This is a genomic window from Variovorax sp. SPNA7 (assembly GCF_033807855.1).
GTDB classification, from domain to species: domain Bacteria; phylum Pseudomonadota; class Gammaproteobacteria; order Burkholderiales; family Burkholderiaceae_C; genus Variovorax; species Variovorax beijingensis.
Genome location: NZ_CP138513.1, coordinates 2,377,661 through 2,399,103, shown reverse-complemented (window position 1 = coordinate 2,399,103; position 21,443 = coordinate 2,377,661). Strand labels below are relative to the sequence as shown.

Annotated in this window: 21 protein-coding genes; 6 read left to right on the top strand and 15 right to left on the bottom strand. The window is 68.3% G+C overall.

All coding sequences use genetic code 11. The features are described from left to right. Positions 1-201: 201 nt before the first annotated feature. Positions 202-1,218, top strand: a complete 1,017-nt coding sequence (locus tag RZE77_RS11110) for a helix-turn-helix transcriptional regulator (protein ID WP_319441883.1) — start codon at positions 202-204, stop codon at positions 1,216-1,218. A gap of 30 nt (positions 1,219-1,248) precedes the next feature. Here the strand turns inward: RZE77_RS11110 and RZE77_RS11105 are convergent, their stop codons facing one another. After that, positions 1,249-2,142 carry a LysR family transcriptional regulator gene (locus RZE77_RS11105; RefSeq protein WP_319441882.1) on the bottom strand — a complete coding sequence of 298 codons (894 nt, stop codon included), beginning with the start codon at positions 2,140-2,142 and terminating at the stop codon, positions 1,249-1,251. Between the two features lie 89 nt (positions 2,143-2,231). On the opposite strand from RZE77_RS11105, the gene RZE77_RS11100 reads away from it, so the two are divergent. Then, a complete protein-coding gene (locus RZE77_RS11100) occupies positions 2,232-3,029 on the top strand; it encodes an NAD(P)H-dependent oxidoreductase (RefSeq protein WP_319441881.1) in 798 nt (265 codons plus the stop codon). Here RZE77_RS11100 and RZE77_RS11095 read toward each other — a convergent pair. From RZE77_RS11095 to RZE77_RS11070, 6 genes are all read right to left on the bottom strand, one after another. Next, positions 3,026-5,116, bottom strand: a complete 2,091-nt coding sequence (locus tag RZE77_RS11095) for an alpha/beta hydrolase domain-containing protein (RefSeq protein WP_319441880.1) — start codon at positions 5,114-5,116, stop codon at positions 3,026-3,028. The genes RZE77_RS11100 and RZE77_RS11095 overlap by 4 nt on opposite strands. A gap of 62 nt (positions 5,117-5,178) precedes the next feature. Beyond that, positions 5,179-6,150: a Bug family tripartite tricarboxylate transporter substrate binding protein gene (locus tag RZE77_RS11090; RefSeq protein ID WP_319441879.1), complete on the bottom strand. Its 972-nt coding sequence runs from the start codon at positions 6,148-6,150 to the stop codon at positions 5,179-5,181. A 46-nt stretch (positions 6,151-6,196) separates the two neighbouring features. After that, positions 6,197-6,565, bottom strand: coding sequence for an AtuA-related protein (locus RZE77_RS11085; protein WP_319441878.1), 369 nt, complete (start codon positions 6,563-6,565; stop codon positions 6,197-6,199). Continuing rightward, a complete protein-coding gene (locus RZE77_RS11080; protein ID WP_319441877.1) occupies positions 6,562-7,953 on the bottom strand; it encodes an acyclic terpene utilization AtuA family protein in 1,392 nt (463 codons plus the stop codon). Before RZE77_RS11080 ends, RZE77_RS11085 begins: the two co-directional genes overlap by 4 nt. 85 nt (positions 7,954-8,038) lie before the next feature. Further along, positions 8,039-9,010 carry a Bug family tripartite tricarboxylate transporter substrate binding protein gene (locus tag RZE77_RS11075; protein ID WP_319441876.1) on the bottom strand — a complete coding sequence of 324 codons (972 nt, stop codon included), beginning with the start codon at positions 9,008-9,010 and terminating at the stop codon, positions 8,039-8,041. 115 nt (positions 9,011-9,125) lie between these two features. After that, on the bottom strand, positions 9,126-9,530 hold the full coding sequence (locus RZE77_RS11070) for a helicase SNF2 (RefSeq protein ID WP_319441875.1): 405 nt from the start codon (positions 9,528-9,530) through the stop codon (positions 9,126-9,128). A 333-nt stretch (positions 9,531-9,863) separates the two neighbouring features. On the opposite strand from RZE77_RS11070, the gene RZE77_RS11065 reads away from it, so the two are divergent. Then, positions 9,864-10,715, top strand: coding sequence for a PA4780 family RIO1-like protein kinase (locus tag RZE77_RS11065; RefSeq protein WP_319441874.1), 852 nt, complete (start codon positions 9,864-9,866; stop codon positions 10,713-10,715). A 13-nt stretch (positions 10,716-10,728) separates the two neighbouring features. Here RZE77_RS11065 and RZE77_RS11060 read toward each other — a convergent pair whose 3' ends face one another. Together RZE77_RS11060 and RZE77_RS11055 are read right to left on the bottom strand one after the other, a co-directional pair. Continuing rightward, entirely contained in the window at positions 10,729-11,070 is a 342-nt protein-coding gene (locus RZE77_RS11060) for a DUF1090 family protein (protein WP_319441873.1), read from the bottom strand. A gap of 105 nt (positions 11,071-11,175) precedes the next feature. Next, positions 11,176-12,534, bottom strand: coding sequence for a homoserine dehydrogenase (locus RZE77_RS11055; RefSeq protein ID WP_319441872.1), 1,359 nt, complete (start codon positions 12,532-12,534; stop codon positions 11,176-11,178). Between the two features lie 400 nt (positions 12,535-12,934). Between RZE77_RS11055 and RZE77_RS11050 the strand changes: the two genes are divergently transcribed. After that, positions 12,935-13,339, top strand: coding sequence for a hypothetical protein (locus RZE77_RS11050; protein WP_319441871.1), 405 nt, complete (start codon positions 12,935-12,937; stop codon positions 13,337-13,339). A gap of 21 nt (positions 13,340-13,360) precedes the next feature. Here the strand turns inward: RZE77_RS11050 and ybaL are convergent, their stop codons facing one another. The 3 genes from ybaL to phbB all read right to left on the bottom strand — a co-directional run bounded on the left by ybaL (position 13,361) and on the right by phbB (position 17,315). Beyond that, entirely contained in the window at positions 13,361-15,058 is a 1,698-nt protein-coding gene (gene ybaL / locus RZE77_RS11045; RefSeq protein ID WP_319441870.1) for a cation:proton antiporter domain-containing protein, read from the bottom strand. Positions 15,059-15,108: 50 nt separating this feature from the next. Next, entirely contained in the window at positions 15,109-16,452 is a 1,344-nt protein-coding gene (locus RZE77_RS11040; protein ID WP_319441869.1) for a dicarboxylate/amino acid:cation symporter, read from the bottom strand. 125 nt (positions 16,453-16,577) lie between these two features. Continuing rightward, positions 16,578-17,315, bottom strand: a complete 738-nt coding sequence (phbB, locus tag RZE77_RS11035; protein WP_012747162.1) for an acetoacetyl-CoA reductase — start codon at positions 17,313-17,315, stop codon at positions 16,578-16,580. 224 nt (positions 17,316-17,539) lie between these two features. Between phbB and RZE77_RS11030 the strand changes: the two genes are divergently transcribed. Next, positions 17,540-18,058: a CinA family protein gene (locus RZE77_RS11030; protein ID WP_319441868.1), complete on the top strand. Its 519-nt coding sequence runs from the start codon at positions 17,540-17,542 to the stop codon at positions 18,056-18,058. A gap of 14 nt (positions 18,059-18,072) precedes the next feature. After that, positions 18,073-18,321: a toxin-antitoxin system YwqK family antitoxin gene (locus tag RZE77_RS11025; protein WP_319441867.1), complete on the top strand. Its 249-nt coding sequence runs from the start codon at positions 18,073-18,075 to the stop codon at positions 18,319-18,321. 42 nt (positions 18,322-18,363) lie between these two features. Here RZE77_RS11025 and RZE77_RS11020 read toward each other — a convergent pair whose 3' ends face one another. From RZE77_RS11020 to RZE77_RS11010, 3 genes are read right to left on the bottom strand one after another with little or no spacing between them, the layout of a single operon-like run. Then, positions 18,364-19,368 carry a tripartite tricarboxylate transporter substrate-binding protein gene (locus RZE77_RS11020; protein ID WP_319441866.1) on the bottom strand — a complete coding sequence of 335 codons (1,005 nt, stop codon included), beginning with the start codon at positions 19,366-19,368 and terminating at the stop codon, positions 18,364-18,366. Beyond that, the gene (locus RZE77_RS11015) at positions 19,365-20,255 is read right to left on the bottom strand and encodes an HpcH/HpaI aldolase/citrate lyase family protein (protein WP_319441865.1); all 891 of its coding nucleotides are present in this window, start codon (positions 20,253-20,255) and stop codon (positions 19,365-19,367) included. Before RZE77_RS11015 ends, RZE77_RS11020 begins: the two co-directional genes overlap by 4 nt. Further along, entirely contained in the window at positions 20,252-21,433 is a 1,182-nt protein-coding gene (locus tag RZE77_RS11010; protein ID WP_319441864.1) for a CaiB/BaiF CoA transferase family protein, read from the bottom strand. The genes RZE77_RS11015 and RZE77_RS11010 overlap by 4 nt, the downstream gene beginning before the upstream one ends. Positions 21,434-21,443: the final 10 nt, after the last annotated feature.

Genomic DNA, 21,443 nt, shown 5'->3' with positions numbered 1-21,443 from the left:
CGATACCTTGCAGCGCCAGCAGCCATTCCTGATAAACATGTAGCCCTTTATCATTACTTCCAAGGTGCATTCAACAGGCTCCCTGGGGAACACATGGAAGAAGTCCCACGCCCGTCTGCGAGGCTGGGTTCTGCGTGGAACGCAGGTCCGCAGCCATCAACGCAAGGCTCTCGCGCGCTGTCGCCGTTCGCGCCCCCCGCGTTGAGCACGTCGAACCCGGAGACCCCCTCTCCCGCGCCGTGCGCCCCATTCGAAGCCGGTGTTCCGGTTCTGATCGCCACCTGCCCAAGCCGCGCATCGGCGCTGCTCGGACTCGGCCTGTTGGCCTCGGGGCATCGGTCCGGGCGGATGTACCGGGTCGAGCACGCGGGGATGGACTGCCTCCCTGACCTGGAGGCCCGCTGCCGGCAGCACGCGCCTCGTCTGCTGCTCGTGGACATCGCGCTGATTTCGCCAGAGGGTGTCGACAGATTGGACGATCTGCGCCGCCACTTTCCCGCCACCGACTGGCTGCTCGGCTGGGATCGGCCCTCGCCCCAGGGCCTGGATGCCGCAATCCGGATCCAGGCCCGCGGCTGCGTCGAGTGGACGGCGAACGCGGAGCAGCTCGCCCAATCGCTGGATGCCGTACTGGCAGGCACCTTGGGTTTTCCGGATCGGGTATTGCAGGCGCTGTACTTGGCCGTGCTGCGGTTGGTGGCAGCCGGCGGCCGGCCGGCATCCAGTGCAGCACTGCCCGCAGTCAGGCTGACCGCGCGCGAGGACGAGGTGCTGTCGCTGATGCACCAGGACATGTCCAACAAGCAAATCGCCGAGCGACTCGGAATCAGTGTCAACACGGTCAAGAAGCATCTTGCCCACGTGTCCGCGAAGCAGGGGCAGCACAGCCGGCGCTGGCATCTCGCCCGGCCCGGGCTCGTCGGACCGGTTCCGGAAAGATCCATCCCGCATCTCGAGCCGGCGCCCTCCCCACTGCCCGTGGAGAAATTCAAGATGGCGACCGCATCGAATGCCCCGCTCGATGCGGGCTACTTCAAGAACGTGAGCGGGGGCCAGTTTCCGCGGATCTCCTATCACCTCGGCGGAGCCGCGGACAACGAGCTGCTTGAAGCTTCTGTGTCGAAGATCGACTCGCATCTTGCGTGCTACGCCGGATGGCCCAATGCCTTCTCGACGTTGCTCGCAATGAAGGGCGCCTTCGAGGTCCGGGGCAAATAGCCATCCGGACCGTCGAGGATCCGCAAGCGCCTACAGGCTTGCCGCAATCCGTTCCCGCAACCACCGGTGCCCCGGATCGCGATGCCGCCGCTCGTGCCAGAGCATCGCCATCTCATAGCCCGGCACCTCCAGCGGCGCTTCCACCACGCGCAACCCCGGCGCGCCGCGCGCCAGCCGCTCGGGCAGCATCGCGACCATGTCGGTGCTCGCCAGCACCGACATCATGAAAAGGAAATGCGGCACCGACAGCGCCACGCGCCGCGCGAGCCCCTGCTGCGCCAGCGCGTCGTCCGTGGGCCCGGCAAAGCCGCCGCCGCCGAGCGACACCACCACGTGCTCCAGCGCGCAGAACTGCGCAAGCGTGGGCCGGCGCTTCAGGCGCGGATGGCCGGTGCGCCCGGCGAGCACGTAGCGCTCGTGGAACAGCACGCGCCGGTGCAGCCCGGGCGGTGCGCCCACGCTGGTGTGAAAGAACAGGTCGATCTCCCCCTGCTCCAGCTGCCGCGCCATGCGCGAGGGCACCGCCTCCACCACGGCCAGCCGCGTGTGGGGCGCAGCCGCGCGAAGTCCCGCGAGCGCCGGCAGCAGGATCGCCGACTCGGCGTAGTCGGCCGCGGCCACGCGCCAGGTGGTGGTCGCCTCGGCGGGGTCGAAAGGCTTTGTGGGTGCCACCGCACGGCCCAATGACTCCAGCGCTTCGCGCAGCGGCTCGCGCAGTTCGTCGGCCCGCGCGGTGGGCCGCATGCCGCGCTGCGCGGGCACCAGCAGCGGATCGTTGAACACCTCGCGCAGCCGGGCGAGCTGCACGCTCACCGAGGGCTGCGACAGGTTCAGGCGCTCGGCGGCACGAGTCACGCTGCGCTCGGCCAGGAGCACGTCGAGCGTGAGCAGCAGGTTGAGGTCGAGCCGCTTGAAATTGTCCATCGCTATTCCTGGAATTCTGAATATTCATTTCCAATATAGCTCGGCGACGCCTAACCTGCCTGCATCTTCATCCGACGAACCATGCAGCCATGAAAATCCTTCTTGTCCATGCCCACCCCGAAGCCCGCTCGCTCAACGGCTCGCTCAAACAGTTCATGCGCGAACGCCTCGCCGAAGCCGGGCACGAGGTGCAGGTGTCCGACCTGTACGCCATGCAGTGGAAGGCGACGCTGGCCGCCGACGACTTCGCGCACCTCGAACCCGGCGCGCCCTTCGATCCCGTCACCGATTCCCAGCGCGCCTTCGAGGCCGGCACCCAGCGCGAGGAAGTCGCCGCCGAGCAGGCCAAGCTGCTCTGGGCCGACACCGTGATCTTCCAGTTTCCGCTGTGGTGGTACACGATGCCGGCCATCCTCAAGGGCTGGGTCGACCGTGTCTACGCCTATGGCTTTGCCTACGGCGTGGGCGAGCATTCCGACACGCACTGGGGCGACCGCTTCGGCCAGGGCGTGATGGCCGGCAAGCGCGCCATGCTGGTGGTCACGACCGGCGGCTGGGCCTCGCACTACAGTGCCCGCGGCATCAACGGGCCGATGGACGACCTGCTGTTCCCGATCCACCACGGCATCCTCTACTACCCCGGCTTCGAGGTGCTGCCGCCCTTCGTCGTGTACCGCACCGGCAAGGTCGATGCCGCGGCTTATGCGCGCATCACCGAAGAACTGGGCCGCCGGCTCGATACGCTGGCGACTACCGAGCCGATCCCGTTCCGCCCGCAGAACGCCGGCGACTACGAGATTCCCGCCCTCACCCTGCGCGACGACATCGCACCGGGCGAAGCGGGCTTTGCGGTGCACGCCGCGCCGGCTGGCAGCAACGCTCGCTAGGGCAGCACCGGATTCGCCGCCGCATTGGCAATGGCCGCGTCCGCATCGGCGCGCAACATGAAGCGCCTGGCGACCAGGTCGTTGGCGGCGGCGGTCAGGGCCGCGACGTAGCCGGCCTGGTCGGTGTAGCGCTCCTGCAGCGACGGCCGCGGATCGCCGCTCCCCGAACGCTCGGCCGCCGTCTTCGCAAACGGAAAGTACGCGCCGAACAGCCCCGCGAGGTCGATGGTGCCCGGCTTGCTGGTGTAGTTCCAGCCGGTGTTGGTGCCCACCGGCACCGCGACGTCGAGGCTGCGGATGCCCGCGATGTCGTTGCCGTCGGCATCCACCTGCGGCACGAGGATGGCGTAGTCGCGGCCCAGGTAGGCGGGCGGCACCTGCGTGGCAATGCCGCTCTCGTCCTGCGGCCGGTAGTCCGGCCCCCAGTCGAGCAGCGAATAGGTGTTGACCAGGGCCGTGTAGTTCGCGCCCGGAATGGCGGGGAACTTCAGCTGCTGCGGCCGCACCAGCGTGGCGTCGGCGAGCTTGGGCACCTGGTTGTCGGGCGGCGTCGTGCCCTTGGCGACCCAGTCTTCCAGGTTCTGGTAGAGCGCGCGCACCACCGGCACCACGCCGGCGTTGGCGTTGGTGGTGTAGAGCGCCCCGGCGCTCGCGCCCGGCAGCGAGGGCAGGCCCAGCAGGTGGTGGGTGCTGGCGTAGTAGTAGATGCGCGCGTTGTCCGGCTGCACGAGGTCTGCCGTGCCCCAGGCATCGGTCAGCAGCGGCGAGCCCTGCAGCACATAGAACTCCGTGCCGCTGAAGCCGATGAAGAGCTTGGGACAGGTGCCGCTCGCCTCGCAGCGCGACAGGATGCCGCCGCGGCGCTGCGCCACGTCGTCCACATAGTCCTTCGAAAGGCCGCGCGTGCCGGCCTGGCCGAAGGCCGTGTGGTCGGTGCGCACGCCCCCGCCGCCGCCAGGGATCGCGAAGCGCATGTTGATGTTGGTCTGCCGTGCCGCGATCTGCGCGAACACGCCGTCGAACACCTTGCGCCCCGCGAGGTCCTGGTTGAAGCCCAGGTGCACGAAGGTCTTCATGAAGTTGCCGCACTGCGACACGCCGGAAGCGATGGTGTTCCTGATGGCGGCCGCCACCGGGTTGGCGGTGCCCGCGGCGTCGCTGGCCTCGCGATGGAAGAAGGCGATCATGTCGCGCACCGCCGCGAGGCCCAGGCCCATGACCTTCGGGTCCTTCGCGACGTAGACAAGCTCGTACATGTAGGCCGGGTCCCATTTGTCGCGCAGGCACACGTTCGTCTCGTCGGGCGTGCCGGGGAACGGCGCGGCGGCGCTGCACCTGGCAAACTTCCAGTCGCTCGCGGGAATGAGCTGGCGCGCATCGGCTTCGTTGATGCGCCGCGTGAGCACGTAGCCGGACTGGGTGTTGTCGAGGCTCGCCGTCGCATAGGCCTGCATGGCCGCGTTGAACGGACCGCCGGGCAGCGGCAGCGAATCGGCGGTGGCCGCCGTGGGCAGCAGCTCGGCGCGGTAGGTGCCGGTGATGCTGCTGCCGTCCGCGTTCCGGGCCACGGGCACCTGGAGCCTGAGCTTGCCCGCCGCGGCCGGCACGTCGCCCTGCCACGCGGCCGTGAGAAACACGTAGCCGCGCGAGGCGAAGTACGGGTCGAGGTTGACGATGTTGCCGCGGTTCGGCGCGTCGTAGCGCAGCACGCCGTTGGCCTTGCCCATGTCCTTGGGCTTGAAGAGCACGAAGTCGGAGCTGTACTCGACCTTGCCGCTGGCATTGAGCGGCGCGAGCAACAGGTCCTGGATGATCGCGTTGCGCGGGTCCTTCGGATCCACCTCGCCGGTGAAGGTGCCGGTAATCTTCTCGTAGGCACCGATGCTGCCGAAGCTGCCGGCCACGTCCTCGGTCTTCGAGATCGCGAGCTTGAACTTCGGCGCTTCAGCGGCCGGCGGCGACGGCGTGGTCGCGGCGGGCGGCGGCAGCACGAAGCCACCGCCTCCACCACCGCCGCTTCCGCCGCATGCGCTCAGAAAAAGGGCGGCCGAAGCCACCGTGGCAGCCAACAGGCTCCAGCGTTTCATGGTTTGTCTCCTTCGTTGTGGTGTCTGCGCGGTGCCGATCCCCGCTGCGGCCGGCGTGCGCCCTACTCGGCTTCGATGCCGGCGGCCTTCACGATGCGGCCCCACTTCTGCGACTCGGCCGTCTGGAACTTCGCGAGCTCTTCGGGCGAGGTGGTGAACACCTCGGTGCCGGTGGATTCGTAGAAAGCCGTCTTCGCGGACTCGCTCTTCGCGGCCTTCACCAGCAGCTCGTTGAGCCGCTTGACAACGGCCGGCGGCGTCTTCGCGGGCGCATAGGCCGCGAACCAGTAGCCCATCTCGTAGCCCTTCACGCCGGCTTCCGAGATGGTGGGCACGTCGGGCGCGAGCGGCGAACGCGCGGCGCTCGACACGCCCAGTGCGCGCAGCTTGCCGGCCTTGACCTGCGGCAGGCCGGTGGCCGCGTCGGTGATCATCATGTGGATCTGGCCGCCCAGCAGGTCGGTGACGGCAAGCGTGTTGCTCTTGTAGGGCACGTGCAGCAGCTTGATGTCGGCCATCTGCTGCAGCAGCTCGCCCGCCATGCGGCTGGACGAACTGCCGCTGCCGAAGCTGTACTTGCCTGGCTCCTTCTTCGCGAGCGCCACGAACTCGGCCACGCTCTTCGCAGGAAACGACGGATTCACCACCATGATCTGCCCACCCTTGCCGAGTGCGGTGAGGGGCACGAAGTCCTTCACCGGGTCGTAGGGCAGCTTCTTGAACAGGTGCTCGTTGGCTGCATGCGTGGTGTTGGTGGTGATCAGCACGGTGTAGCCATCGGCCGGCGCCTTGGCCGCCTGCTGCGAGGCGATGAAGCCGCTCGCGCCGGCCTTGTTGTCGATCACGACCGGCTGCTTCGTTTCGGCCGTGATGCTGTTGCCCAGCGCACGCGCGATCTGGTCGGTGGCGGTGCCGGCCGCAAAGGGCACGACGAAGGTGATGGGCTTTTCTGGAAAGGCCTGTTGCTGTGCGTGGCCCAGCAGCGGCACCAGGACCAGCGCAGCGGCCGAAAGGGTGAGGGAACGTCGTTTCATTGTTTTGTCTCCGGAGGGATGGCTGGTAAAAAATGGATGGCCGCCGCTATGGCCCCGCCAACAGCGGCACCAGCGGGCGCGGCACGCGGATGGGCATGTCGAGCAGCAGGAAAGACAGCGCCTTGCCGTGCGCATCGAGGTTCAGCGCATCGTTGACGCCGCCGTCGAGCACCGCGTCGAGCACGAAGTTCATCGCATGCAGCCGCGGCAGCAGGAAGCACTGCACCCGTGCCGGTGCGCGGTGGCGGAACTGCATCGACACGCGCTCGGGCGTGAGCTGTTCGGCCAGCAAGGCATAAAGATCGGGATGCCAGGCGATCACGCTGATGTTGGAGCGGTCGCCCTTGTCGCCGGTGCGGCCGTGGGCTGCGCGGTAGAGCGGCACTTCGATCATGTCGTGGGTCGATGCGTTCATGCCAGGGCCTCCGCGCCGAGCAGTTCGAAGCGCACCGGCACCGCCTCCCGCGGCAGCAGGCACGACAGGGTATTGAGCCGCGGCGTGAGCGCGGTGCGCACGCCGCCGCCGCCCGCGGGCCCGCAGGTGTAGAGCGCCATGACCTCGCGCGCGAGGCGCTCGGCCTGCGCGCGCTCCGCATGCGTGGCCGCCACGCGCAGGCGCACGTCGCGCAGGCCGGTGCCGGGCGTGTCCGCGAGCATGCGTCCGGCATCGTCACCCAGGATGCTCAGCGCGCCGATCAGGTCCACGCGCAGCGCCAGCCCGTCGAGCCGCTTGCGCAGCACCTCGGCCGCGAGCCGGGCGCGCGCCTCGGCACGCGGCCCCGCATAGGAGATTTCGCCCTCGGCGAGCCAGCCGCCTTCATGGCAGACGTTGACCTTGTAGTGGCTCGGCCGCGCGTGGCCGCGCACACCGGAGAGCTCGACGCGGTCCCTGCCGGGCAGCGCGCGCACCTCGGCTTCGGCAATGTCGGCCACCACGTCGGGCGTGAGATAGGCGCTCGGGTCGTGCACCTCGTAGAGCAGCTGCTCCTTCACCGTCGCTTCGCTCACGAGCCCGCCGGTGCCATCGGCCTTGCCGATGCTGCAGTGGCCGTCGGCATCGATCTCGGCAATCGGAAAGCCCACGTTGTCGAGCCCGGGCACGTCCTTGTAGCCCGGGTCCGCGAAGTAGCCGCCGCACACCTGCGCGCCGCATTCGAGCAGGTGGCCCGCCATGGTGGCGCGGCCCAGCCGGTGCCAGTCGTCGGCACGCCAGCCGAAGTGCGACATGGCGGGGCCGACTGCGAGCGAGGGATCGGCCACCCGGCCGCACACCACGATCTGTGCGCCGGCGTCGAGCGCGGCGGCGATCGGCTCGGCGCCGATGTAGGCATTGGCGCTGACGATGCGCAGGCCCTCCATCTGCGCGCCCAGCGTTTCATGCAGCAGCGCGCGGTGCGCGGGGCCGGAAAGATCGTCGCCCTCCACCACCGCGATGCGCGGCGCGTCGGCGCCCAGTTCGCGCGCCATGCGGGCGATGTGGCGGGCCGCGGCGCGCGGGTTGGCCGCGCCGAAGTTGCTCACGATGCGGATGCCGTGCGCGAGGCAGCGCGCCAGCACGGGCCGCAGCATGGCGTCGAGCAGAGGCTCGTAGCCGGCGTCAGGGTTGTCGCGGCGGCGCAGCTGGGCGAGCGCGAGCGTGCGCTCGGCCAGCGTCTCGAAGATCAGGAAAGCGCGCTGGCCCGCGGGGCCGCCGGCGAGCCGCGCAATCAGCGTGTCGACCACCGGCCCGGCCGCATCGGTGCGGTCGCCGGAAAAGCCGGCTGCGCAGCCGATCAGCAGTGGGGGCGGTGCGTTGGCATTCATCGAGGCGGACTTTAGGCAGCCGGCCGTCATCCGTAAAATCGAAAATTCGGATCAATTGATCTGGATTTCAGATCATCCGAAAAACTCACTGGTCGAGCCGGATGCCGCGCCTGGCGATGATCGCGCCCCACTTGCGGCCCTCGCTGTCGATGAACGACCTGAAATCTTCGGCAGACCCGCCGCCCGCCACCAGGCCCTGGTTGGCCAGCAGTTCGCGCACCGCCGGCTCCTGCAGCACCGTGTTCACATCGGCATTGATGCGGCGAACGACATCGGGCGGCGTGCCGCTCGCGGTGAAGAGGCCGTTCCAGGCCAGCGCCTCGAAGCCCGGATAGCCCGACTCCGCCACCGTGGGCAGGTCCTTCATGAGATCGGGGCGCTTCGCGCTCGTGACTGCGAGCAGCTTGATGCGCTTGCCCTGGACGAGCGGCAGCAGCGCCGGCGCCACGGTGAACAGCGCCTGCGTGTCGCCGGCCGCCACCGAGAGGCCCGCCGGCGGCGATCCGGCATAGGGCACGTGCACCGCCTCGATGCCGGCAACGCTGCGGAACAGTTCCATCGTCAGGTGCGAGGAACTCCCCGCGCCCACCGACGCATAGCTGAACGGGTGGCCCTGCTTCCTGGCCCACGCCACGAATTCCGGCAGGGTATTTGCAGGGTTGGCGGCCTGCACCGCCAGCACGTTGGGCTGCGAGGTGGTGAGCACGATCGGCACCAGGTCGCGCGCGGGCGCATACGGCATGCGGCTGTACATGTAGGGGCCGAAGGCGATCGGCCCATTGAAACCGATGCCCAGCGTATGGCCGTCGTTCGGCGCCTTGGCCACGGCGTCCATGCCGATCAGGCCGCCCGCGCCGGCCTTGGTCTCGATCACGATGGGCTGCTTCCACATGGGACGCAGCCGGTCGGCCAGCGTGCGCGCGATCAGGTCCAGCGAACTGCCGGCGGGCGCGGGAACGATCATGCGCACGGGCTTCGTCGGCCACTCCTGGGCGGAGGCGGCCATCGCCGATGCGCAGGCGAGGAGGAATGCGGCGAGCTTGCTCTTCTTGTTCATGTTCGATCTCTGCTTGGGCCCGCAACCTTACATCGGCCGGGTGCTGCGCAGGCCGGCGCTCCACGCAAAAAAGCCGGACCCGCTTTCGCAGGCCCGGCTTCTTGCCTTTCTGCAATTAGAGCGGCAGCGCATTGCCGCGTGCGGCGGCATAGGCTTCGGCCCGCACCGTCGCGCGGTCCACCGCACCGGCGACGATCGGCGCAGTGCCCGACGAGGCACCTTCGGCGTAAGGGTCGGGCGCGCGGGCGGCGGCCACTGCTTCGGCACGCACCGCGTCGCGGCTGTTCTGGGCGACCGGCGGATGCATCGGGCCTGCATCGACACCCGTGGCATAGGGATTGCCAATGCGCGCAGCCACCACGGCCCCTGCCGCCACATCGGCGCGGCTCTCGGCGGTGGTGAGGGGATGGACGCCTTCATAGGTTTCGGCATGGGCGGCGCCGGCGGCGGCTGCGAGGGCCAGTGCGGCGGCACTGAGGAACTTGGAACTGTGTCTGGAGCTGGAGCTGGAGAGAGTCATTCGGATTTCCTTCGATTCAATGATTGATTGGATGGAGGGAGGCTGCGAACCGTTCTTGCTTTTTGGGCTGGTCCGTGAAATCAATTTTGCGATGGCATCCAGGTACAACCTCATGGCGCACGCAATCCCGGTAATCGCGGTGTGGAAACAGCCGGCCGCGCTTTGAAGCGATGCGCGAAAGCTGCTAGCGGCCGGCCTGCGGAGCCCGCCACTTCACGGAGCACGGCAAGGCCATTTGCGCAACGCAGGCATGATCGGGGTCTACCAGATCGGCCCGGAAAGCCTGAGGGCCTTCCTCTCGACCCGCCCGCTGGACCCGATGGAGCGGTACCAATGAAAGCACCACCACGACTGCAGTCGCTGGTCGACGAAGGCCTGATCGACACGGTGGTACGCCAGCTGATGAGCGGCAAGGAAGCCATGGTCTACGTGGTGCGCTGCGGCGAGGAAACGCGCTGCGCCAAGGTCTACAAGGAAGCCGACAAGCGCAGCTTCCGCCAGGCCGTCGACTACACCGAAAACCGCCGCGTGCGCAATTCGCGCGAGACGCGCGCCATGGCCAAGGGCACGCGCTTCGGCCGCCAGGTGACCGAGGCCATCTGGCAAAGCGCCGAGGTCGATGCGCTCTACCGCCTGGCGGCGGCCGGCGTGCGCGTGCCCGTTCCCTACAACTTCCTCGAAGGCGTGCTGCTGATGGAGCTGGTGACCGACGCCAATGGCGATGCGGCCCCGCGCCTGAACGACGTGGCGTTCACGCGCGAAGAAGCCGTGCAGCACCACGCCAGCCTGCTGAAGGAGGTGGTGCGCATGCTGTGCGCGGGCGTGGTGCACGGCGACCTCTCGGAATTCAACGTGCTGCTGGCGGCCGACGGCCCGGTGGTGATCGACCTGCCGCAGGCGGTGGATGCGGCGGGCAACAACCACGCAAAGCGCATGCTGCTGCGCGACGTGGAGAACCTGCGCAACTTCTTCGGCCAGTTCGCGCCGGAGCTGCTGGGCACGCACTACGGCGACGAGATCTGGCACCTGTACGAGCGCGGCCTGCTGCGCGTCGAATCGGTGCTGACCGGCACGCATGCGCGCGACACCGGTCCCGTCGACCTGGGCAACGTGCTGCGCGAGGTGGACGACGCGCGCGAAGAGGAAGCGGCGCGGCGCCTGCGCATGCAACTGCCGAGGCCCTGACGGCAGCGGGCCGTCAGGGCCGCTCGTTCTTCAGCTCACGCAGCTGCGTCTCGGCATGCTCGAGCTCCGCCCGCAGCGCGCGGATGTCGCGCTCCAGCCTGTCGATGCGCGCCGCGCGGCTTTGCGGCGGTTCGGACGCCCGGCACCGCGCCCGCAGTGCGTCCAGGTTCTCGGCGAGCTGCCGGCGGCGCAGCATCTGGCCCCTGGAGCGGGCCAGGTCCATGTCGCGCTCCAGTGCGGCTTCCTCCGCTTCGCAGGATGAAGAAGCGGTAGATGCGCCCTCCCCCGTCTCCGCGGGTTGTGCGAATGCAGGTGAGGCCAGCGCCAGCACGACGATCCATGGCCAGGGTTTCATCCGCAGCCCCCGCCGTGTCCTCGAAGGCCACCATTCCAGGCGAAATCCATTGCAGCAACTCCCGTTTCATCGGCCGCGCCAACGCACGGCGTGCCGCATTCTGTCTCAGGCCAGCCCCTCCACGCACAGGGTCGTGGCCTTTCCCGCGACCGAGGGATGCGCCTGCAGCGCATGCAGCGCCAGGTCCATCTCGCCCTGCCGCACCGGCTGCGTCAGCACCAGCACCTGCGCACCCATGCCGGGCTGCGCAGCCGCCAGCGCCACCTGCTGCACCGGCACCTGCTGCCCCGCCAGCCAGCCCGACACCGCCTCGATCTGGCTCGCGGCATGCACGGGGATGCGCAGGTAGTGCGCACAGCACGCGGCCGCGCGGGGCAGCACCGGGAGTTCGCTCATGGCGTGCGCATGGAAGCCGAGGTGCGGCACGCGCTCCGCGGCATGGGTGCCGTCGAGCCGCGCCACATCGACCAGGTCGGCAATCACCGCCGATGCGGTCTGTTCGGAGCCGGCGCCCGCGCCGTAGTACATCGTCACGCCGGCCGCATCGCCCTTGACCATGACGGCGTTCATCGACCCGTTCACATGCGCCAGCAGGTGCGACGCAGGCACCAGCGCGGGCTGCACGCGCAGTTCCACGCCCTCCTCCCGGCGCCGCGCCACGCCCAGCAGCTTGATGCGGTAGCCCAGCTGCCCGGCGCAGGCCACGTCCACCCGCTCGAGTGCCGTGATGCCTTGCACCTGCACATCGGCCAGCCGCACGGACGTGCCGAAGGCATTGGCGGCCAGCAGCGTGAGCTTGTGCGCGGCATCGATGCCTTCGATGTCGAAGGCCGGATCGGCCTCGGCATAGCCCAGCGCCTGGGCCTGCGCGAGCGCGGCTGCGAAGTCCAGGCCTTCATCGCGCATCTTGCTCAGGATGAAGTTGGTGGTGCCGTTGATGATGCCCGCCACCCATTCGATGCGGTTGGCCGCAAGGCCTTCGCGCAGCGCCTTGACGATGGGAATGCTCACCGCCACCGCGCCTTCGTAGGCCACGGCCACCCCATGCCGCCGGGCCGCGGCAAAGATCTCGGCGCCATGCACCGCGAGCAGGGCCTTGTTGGCCGTGACCACATGCTTGCCGTGCGCGATGGCGGCCAGCACCCATTCGCGCGCCGGTCCGGTGCCGCCGGCCACTTCGACCACCACGTCGACGTCGGGGTGGGTGGCGACGCGCAGCGGATCGTCCGTCAACGGAACATCCGCGCCCACGATGGCGGCGGCGCGCACCAGGTTGCGCGCGGCCACCATCACCAGCTCGATGGGCCGGCCCGCCCGGCCCGCGATCTCGGCCTGGTTGCGCGCCAGCACCCGGAATGTGCCGGAGCCGACGGTGCCGATGCCGATCATGCCCACGCGCAGCGCACGAATGGCCGCGGGGCGGCTGGGCAGGGGTTCGAGGGACTGGACGGGATCGCGGTACATGGACATCTCCGGATGAAAAACAAGAAACCCAGCTGCCAGAGCTGGGTTTCATTCATTCGGGAAGAAGAGCGATACACCAGGTGGCTGCCGAAACGGCCACCTGCGCGTGCTCAGGTGGCCGCGGTGGTAATGGTGGTAATCATTCGTGCAACCAATGACCCCTCCGCCCGCGCGAAGGCAGGCGGCATCATGCGTGCCATGGAGGCTGCGCAGACGGTGGCGGGGAAGGATTGGCACGGCATGAGGGTGCCAGTGTACAGGAGCAGGCCGAGCCGACGGCACCGGCATGGGGCGGCTGGCGCGCCCAGCCTGCGGAATTTCGGGGAGCAGGCCTACAGCAGGCGGGCGGCCGCGGGCCTAGTGTGGTGGGCAAAGAACTGCATCACCAGGAGGCAGCATCATGAAGAATTTCGTTCTGGAGCCGCGCATGCGCTCGAGCATCGGCGGCGCCTTCTACCCCACAGGCTATTCGATGGTGATGTTTCCAAGCGCGGAAGACGCCAACCGCATCGGTCACAAACTGATCGAGAACGGCGTGAGCGGCGACGAGATCTACCTGCTTCCCGCGGCCACGATCCTGGAGGAGATCACACCCACCGTGAGGGAGGCCGACGAGCCGCTGCCTTCGGCCGGCACCGACGCGGCCACCGTGCGCGCCTACACCAAGCTGGCGCGCGAAGGCCACACCGGCCTGCTGGTCAGGACCAAGAATGAAGAAGCAGCCAACCACCTGATGGAGGTGGTGCGCACCGTGCCCTATTCGATCGCGCAGCGCTATCGCACGCTGGTCATCGAAGACCTCTGAATTCCCCTGCCGATTGGCGGCTCAGGCAGCCGCCGCTGCGCGCCGCACCACGTCGCGTGCCATGGCCTGCGCGAGTTCCTGTTCGCCCAGGAAGACCGTGGCGGCCATCTCGCGCGTCAGCAGCCCGGCCTCCTCTTCGTTGTGGCTGCGGATCACGGTTTCGATGGCCGGATTGAGGGTGCGGGCGGTCTCCATCATCTGCCGCACGTTCATGGCGTCCGGTATGGCCACCACCAGCACGCGGGCGCGCGCGATGTGCGCCTGGATCAACACGGCCGGATCGGCCGCGTCGCCCCAGACGGCCGCAACGCCAGCCTCGCGCAGCTTCTCCACCAGTTCGCGGTTCTGCTCCGCCACCACGTAGGGAATGTCGTGCGCCTCCAGCTCCGATGCGATGCGGCGCCCGACGCGGCCGTAGCCCACGAGCACCACCTGCCTGGACAGGTACCGGGCTTCGGTGCTGGTCGGCAGTTCGGCCAGCGGATGGTCGTGCGACTCGAGGCCGCGCGCCACCGGGAAGCGGCCATGCAGCCATTTCTCCACCGGCGCGACCAGGCTGAACCACAGTGGATTGGTGGCAATGGAAATCAGCGCACCGGCCAGGATCAGGCTCTGGCCTTCCACCGGCAGCAGGCCGAGCGAGACGCCGAGCCCCGCAAGAATGAACGAAAACTCCCCGATCTGCGCGAGGCTCGCGCTCACGGTGAGCGCCGTGCCCAGCGGATAGCGGAACGCCAGCACCAGCGCGCAGGCGGCCAGCGACTTGCCCAGCACGATCACGCCCACCACCGCCAGCACCTGCAGCGGCCGCTCGATGAGCACCGAGGGATCGAAGAGCATGCCCACCGACACGAAGAACAGCACCGCGAAGGCATCGCGCAGCGGCAGCGATTCCTGCGCCGCGCGGTGGCTGAATTCGGATTCGCGCATCACCATGCCCGCGAAGAAAGCGCCCAGCGCAAACGACACGCCGAACAGCGCCGCCGACGCAAAGGCGATGCTGACCGCGGCCGCGATCACGCACAGCGTGAACAGCTCGCGCGAGCCGGTGCGCGTGACCTGCCAGAGAATCCATGGAAACGCGCGCCGCCCCACCACCAGCATCAGCGCCACGAACCCGCCCACCTGCAGCAGCGTGACGCCGAGCGTCTGCCACAGCGGATCGGCGTTGGCCGAATCGCCCGCGTGGCCGCCCAGCGCCCCCGCGAGCGGCGGCATCAGCACGAGGACCAGCACCATGGCCAGGTCCTCGACCACCAGCCAGCCGACCGCGATGCGCCCGGTGAACGAATCGAGAATGCCCAGGCTCTCGAGCGCGCGCAGCAGCACGACCGTGCTCGCCACCGACAGCGCCAGCCCGAAGACCAGCGCCTGGCCCCATGACCAGCCCCACCAGAGCGCCAGCGCACCGCCCAGCAGCGTGGCCACCGCGATCTGCGCGAGCGCACCCGGCAGCGCGATCTTGCGCACGGCCAGCAGGTCGTCGAGCGAAAAATGCAGGCCCACGCCGAACATCAGCAGCATCACGCCGATCTCGGCCAGCTGCGCCGCAATGCCCGCATCGGCCACGAAACCCGGCGTGAAGGGCCCGATGATCACGCCCGCGAGCAGGTAGCCCACCAGCGCCGGCAGCCGCAGCCGCAGCGCCAGGAAACCCAGCACGAGCGCCAGCCCCAGGCCGGCGGCAATCGTGTTGATCAGGGAAACGCTGTGGGGCATTGCTCCATTTTGCAGGAACGATGCGCCCCTCTGGTTTCACACGGGCATCGTCAGTCGGCCATCTTGCTGATGCGCGCGCCTTCGAGCACTTCGGGCTCCTGCGACTCCACCCAGTTCTCGTTGTCGAGCCCGGCCCGCAGCCGCTCGGTGTCGAGCTCGTTGGTCCACTTGGCCACCACGATGGTGGCCACGCCGTTGCCGATCAGGTTGGTCAGCGCGCGCGCCTCGGACATGAAGCGGTCGATGCCCAGGATCAGCGCCAGGCCCGCCACCGGCACGTGGCCGACGGCCGACAGCGTGGCCGCCAGCACGATGAAGCCGCTGCCCGTGACGCCCGCCGCGCCCTTCGAAGTGAGCAGCAGCACGGCCAGCAGCGTGATCTCCTGGGTCAGCGTCATCGGCGTGTTGGTGGCCTGCGCAATGAACACCGCCGCCATCGTCAGGTAGATGGAGGTTCCGTCCAGGTTGAACGAGTAGCCGGTGGGAATCACCAGGCCCACGCAGGCCTTGTTGGCGCCCAGGTTCTCCATCTTCTCCATCATGCGCGGCAGCACCGACTCGGAGGACGAGGTGCCCAGCACGATCAGCAGCTCTTCCTTGATGTACTTGATGAACTTCCAGATGCTGAACCCGTGGAAGCGCGCAATGAGCCCCAGCACCACGAAGATGAACAGCAGGCAGGTCAGGTAGAAGGTACCCATCAGCTTGCCGAGCGAGAACAGGCTGCCCAGGCCGTACTTGCCGATGGTGAAGGCCATCGCGCCGAAGGCGCCGATGGGCGCCAGCTTCATGATGTAGCCGACGATCACGAAGAGCACGTGCGAGCCCTTCTCGATCACGTCGAACACCAGCGTACCGCGCCCGCCGAAGCGGTGCAGTGCAAAGCCGAACAGCACCGCGATCAGCAGCACCTGCAGGATCTCGCCCTTGGCGAAGGCATCGACCACCGTGCCGGGAATGACGTTGAGCAGGAAGTCGACCGTCCCCGTCATCTTGCCCGGACCGGTGTAGGACGCGAGCGCCTTGGTGTCGAGCGTGGACGGGTCGATGTTCATGCCCGCGCCGGGCTTGAGCAGGTTGACCAGCACAAGGCCCACCACCAGCGCGATGGAGCTCACGATCTCGAAGTACAGGAGCGCCAGGCCGCCGGTCTTGCCGACCTTCTTCATGTCTTCCATGCCCGCGATGCCCACCACCACCGTGCAGAAGATGATCGGCGCGATGATCATCTTGATGAGCTTGATGAAGCCGTCGCCCAGCGGCTTCATGGCCTCGCCGAGCGCGGGATGGAAGTGGCCGAGCAGCACGCCGATGATCACAGCCGTGATCACCTGCACGTAGAGCGAGCGGTAGAGCGGGAGCTTTCTGGTGGGTGTGATTGTTGTGTCTGCCATGTTGCCTCCGGAAAGGTTCGAAACTGTAGAACCGAATCGGCCGCTTTCCATTCGTAGAAGCCACATCGCAGACATGAAAAAACCCGCCGAGGCGGGTCTTTTCGATCAGCTTCCCGTCAGGGTGATCAATGCATGTGCAGTCCGCCGTTGACCGAGAAATCGGCGCCCGTGCTGTAGCCGCCCTCGTCGGTGGCGAGCCACGCGATGATGGAAGCAATCTCGCTCGGCTCGCCCAGGCGCTTGACCGGAATGGTGGCCACGATCTTGTCGAGCACTTCCTGGCGGATGGCCTTGACCATGTCGGTGCCGATGTAGCCCGGGCTCACCGTGTTGACCGTGACGCCCTTGCTCGCCAGTTCCTGCGCCAGCGCCATCGTGAAGCCGTGCATGCCGGCCTTGGCCGCCGAGTAGTTGGTTTGCCCCGCCTGGCCCTTGGCGCCGTTGACCGAACTGATGTTGATGATGCGGCCCCAGCCCTTTTCGACCATGTCGCCCACCACCTGCTTGGTGACGTTGAACATGCTGTTGAGGTTGGTCTCGATGACCGCACTCCAGTCCTCGGGCGTCATTTTCAGGAACATGCGGTCCCGCGTGATGCCGGCGTTGTTGACCAGCACGTCGATGGGGCCATGCGCTGCCTTGGCGGCAGAAAAGGCCTCGACGGTGGATTGCCAGTCGCCGACGTTGCCGACCGAGGCGTGGAACTCGAAGCCCAGGGCCTTCTGCTCGGCCAGCCATTTGGCATGGTCGCGCGTGGGGCCGCAGCCTGCGACGACAGTGAAGCCGTCCTTGTGAAGGCGCTGGCAGATGGCTGTTCCGATGCCACCCATGCCTCCGGTGACATATGCAACTTTCTTGCTCATGAATTTTTCCTTGATGTGTGCGAAAAGCCTGAACGGCCGCCTTCACTCTAGCGAGTTTCAAGCCGTCGAACTCTGAGGAAAACACTGAGCCGAGCTTGCAACCAGCTGTCACGGCGCGGCCGCATCTGCAACCATATGGCATAAGTCCGTCCCCGTCCCTGTACGGCCTTTTGTTTTCAAGGAATCCGAAAGTATGAATTTCGAAATCGCCAGGCGACGTCCCCATGTCTGACACCGCCGGTCTCGAGCCGCTTTCCGTGCTCGCCGCCCGTGTCGGCGCCCTCCTCCGCGAGCGGCGCCAGACGGTGGCCGTGGCCGAATCCTCGGCCGGCGGCCTGGTGTCGGCCGCCCTGCTCGCCATTCCGGGTGCCTCGGCTTTTTTCCTCGGCGGCGCGGTCGTCTATTCGCGCCGGGCCGGAAAAGCGCTGCTGGGGCTGACGACCGAAGACATGGCCGGCATGCGCGCGGAAACCGAACCCTACGCCAGCTTCATTGCAGGCAGGATCCGGGGCAGCCACCGCGCCACCTGGGGAATCGCCGAGAGCGGCGCGGCCGGCCCTTCCGGCAGTCCCTACGGCGACGCGCCGGGACATGTGTGCGTGGCCATCGCCGGAGAGATCGCGGCGAGCAGGACGATCGAAACCGCCGATGCGGACCGCGTGTCGAACATGGACGTCTTTGCGCGACAGCTGCTCCTGCTGTTCCACGAGACGCTGCTGGCCCATTCAGGAACACCCGGCTGAACAACGAGGTGCCGATGAAGAAACCGACCACCCAACCATATGTGCAGTACCACAAGGACGGCAGCGTCTGGGCGCGCGGGCAGAAGACGCCTGAGGGTGTCCTGACGGGCTATTGGGAATGGTTCCGCAGCGACGGAACCCGGATGCGCTCCGGCCATTTCGAGAACGGCGAACAGACCGGCGAATGGACGACGTACGACAAGGAAGGCGCTGTGTACAAGGTCACGCGCATGAAGCCGAAGAAGCCGCCGGCCGGCGCTTGAGCATCCGTCTGCGGCCGGCAGACCGAGGATCGCTCACCCGTGCTAATCCGCCTGCACCCCCGCCGCCCGGATCACCTTCCCCCACTTCTCGGTCTCGGCCGCCAGGTGGGTGCGCAGCGCTTCGGGCGTCACCTTGTCCATCGGCACGGCCTCGGTGCTCAGTTCGGCGAAGCGGTGCTTGACCATGTCGTCCTGCAGCGCGGCGCGCAGGGCCGTGTTGAGCTTTTCCATCACGGCCGGCGGCGTGCCCTTGGGCGCGTAGATGCCATGCCACACCTTCACGTCGAAACCCTTCAGGCCCTGCTCGTCGAGCGTGGGAATGTTCGGCATGCTGGACAGCCGCTTCGGCGTGGTCACGCCGAACACCTTGACGCGGTTGCCGTCCTTGATGACCGGCGCGGTCTGCGTGGTCTGGTCGCACAGCAGGTCGACCTGCCCGCCCATCAGGTCGTTGAGCGCCGGGCCGGCGCCCTTGTAGGGCACGGTGGTGAGCTGCACCCCGATCTGGTGCGCGAAGAGCATGCCGCACAGCTGCGACACCGCGCCGATGCCGGCGTTGGCAAGCGTGACCTTGTCCTTGTTCGTCTTCACGTAGGCCAGCAGTTCCTGGAAGTTGCTGGCCGGAAAGTCCTTGCGCGAGAGCAGGGTCATGGGCACGTCCATCACCTGGCCCACGTATTCGAAGTCCTTCAGCGGATCGTAGTTGAGCTTCTTGTAGAGCGCGGGCGCGGTGGCCATGCCCATGTGGTGGATCAGGATGGTGTAGCCGTTGGGCGCCGCCTTGGCCACGCGCGCGGGCGCGATGGTGCCGCCCGCACCCACGGTGTTCTCGACGATCACGGTCTGCCCGAGCGACTTGCCCATGGGAATCGCGAGCATGCGCGCGACCACGTCGGTGGGGCCGCCGGCCGAGTACGGCACGACCATGGTGATGGTTTTTTCGGGCCAGGGCGCCTGCGCCACGGCCTGAGTTTGCGCAGCCAGCAGGCCTGCGCCCAGCGATGCGGCCAGTAGCGTGCTGGCCTTCCAGTTCTTCTTCAGATTCACTTGCTTGTCTCCTGGGTTGTTGGATGCCTGTCTTGTTCTGCAGCGAGCGCCACCAGCCGTTCGGCCAGGCGCACCACCGGCGCGTCGACCATGCGGCCGTCGAGGCTGACGACGCCGCCGCCGGCCGACCGCACGGCGTCGATCACGCGGCGTGCCCATGCGAGCTCGCCGTCGCTCGGGCCGAGCGCGGCCTGCACCGGCGCGACCTGGTCGGGGTGGATGCACAGCTTGGCGCCGAAGCCGCCGCGGCGCGCGCGTGCGGTGTCGGCGGCGAGGCACTGCGCATCGCGCCAGTCGGCTGTCACGCCGTCGATGGGCGCGACCAGCCCGGCGCGGCGCGAGGCCAGCAGCAGCGCGAGGCGCACCGGCACCAGTTCGGCTTCGTCCGCATCGCAGGCCAGCCAGAGGTCGGCCTGGAAATCGAGATTGCCGAAGGCGAGCCGCAGCACCTGTGGCGCCGCCGCGAGTTCATCGACCGCCGCAAGCCCGGCCGCAGATTCGACGAGCGGCACGAGCACGCCTCGAGGGCCGATGGCTTCGGCCAGCAGCCGCAGGTCGCCGGCGCGCTCCGCCTTGGGCAGCACCACGCCCGCAATCAGCCCCTGCGAGACCAGCCCGGCCACGGCCGCGCGGTCGTCCTCGTGCCAGGGCGTGCCCGCGGCATTGATGCGCACCAGCAGGCGCTGCCGGCCGGCGGCGGGCAGCGCGGCGAACGAGGCCGCAAGGCCTTCGCGCGCCGCGGCCTTGCGTTCGGGCGCCACTGCGTCCTCCAGGTCGACGATCACAGCGCCCGCGCCGGTGGCCAGCGCCCGCGCATGGCGCTCGGGCCGGTCGGCCGGCACGAAGAGAAAGGCGCGCGCCAGCGCGAGCAGCGCTGCCGTGCTCACACCGCCCCCGCCTCGCGCAGCGCCGCAATCTCGGCCTCGCTGCGGCCGAGGCCGCGCAGGATGGCGTCGGTGTGCTGGCCCACGGCCGGTATCGCATCCATGCGGTAGTCGAAGGCGCTCTGGCGGCCGGCCGGCAGCAGCGCCGGAATATCGCCGGCCGGCGAGCCCACCTGCCGCCAGCGCTCGCGCGCCTGCAATTGCGGATGCGCCCACAGCCCGGCCATGTCGTTCATGCGCGCATTGGCGATCTGCGCCGCATCGAGGCGCTCGACCACCTGCGCGGTGCCGAGCGCGGCAAAGGTCTCCACGATGATCGTGCGCAGCGCATCGCGGTTCTCGTTGCGCCGCGCATTGCTGTCGAAGCGCGCGTCGGTGGCGAGCCCCGCCTGCAGCAGCACCTTCTCGCAGAACACGCGCCATTCGCGCTCGTTCTGCAGGCCCAGCATCACCGTGCCGCCGTCGCCCGCGGGAAACGGACCGTAGGGATAGATGGTGGCGTGCGAGGCGGCGCTGCGCGGCGGCGGCGGCGCGCCTTCGTAGGCGTAGTACATCGGGTAGCCCATCCACTCGGCGAGCGATTCGAGCATCGAGACGTCGATGTGCGAGCCCTTGCCGGTCTTGCCGCGCTGCAGCAGCGCCGCGAGGATGCCGGTGTAGGCGTACATGCCCGCCGCGATGTCGGCGATGGAGTTGCCCGACTTGCACGGATCCTCCGGCGTGCCCGTGACCGAGAGAAAGCCAGCCTCGCTCTGGATCAGCAGGTCGTAGGCCTTCTTGTCGCGGTAGGGGCCGTCGTCGCCATAGCCCGAGATGTCGCAGACGATGAGCCGCGGATGCAAGGCCTGCAGCGCCTCGGCACCCAGGCCCATGCGCGCGGCCGCGCCGGGCGCGAGGTTCTGCACCAGCACGTCGGCCTCGGCCACCAGCGCCTGAAGCACCGCGAGCGCGTCGGGCTGCTTGAGGTCGAGCGTGAGGCTTTCCTTGGAGCGGTTCACCCACACGAAGTGCGAGGCCTCGCCGCCCACGCGTGCATCGTAGGCTCGCGCGAAATCGCCGGCGCCGGGGCGCTCCACCTTGATGACGCGGGCGCCAAGGTCGGCCAGCTGCCGGGTGCAGAAAGGCGCGGCAATCGCATGCTCGAGCGAAACCACGGTGATGCCGTCGAGGGGTCTTGTCATGGGCTTGTTT